The 255-nt window shown below is 48.6% G+C and carries 1 rRNA gene; it reads right to left on the reverse strand.

Annotation, left to right across the window (positions count from 1 at the left end):
• A 23S ribosomal RNA gene (locus tag EWU21_RS11220) occupies positions 1-255 on the reverse strand; the annotation flags it as partial.

Genomic DNA, 255 nt, shown 5'->3' on the forward strand with positions numbered 1-255 from the left:
TTTGAGCGATGGCTGTTCCATACTAAACCACCGGATCACTATATCCTACTTTCGTACCTGATCGACTTGTCGGTCTCACAGTCAAGCTCCCTTTTGCTATTGCACTCTACGCACGGTTACCAAGCGTGCTGAGGGAACCTTTGAAAGCCTCCGTTACTCTTTTGGAGGCGACCACCCCAGTCAAACTACCCACCAAGCAATGTCTCCCCTTTGGGGATTAGAATTCCAGTACAAGAAGGGTGGTATTTCAACGTT

It is taken from the genome of Aquirufa antheringensis, from assembly GCF_004307425.1.
GTDB lineage: Bacteria > Bacteroidota > Bacteroidia > Cytophagales > Spirosomataceae > Aquirufa > Aquirufa antheringensis.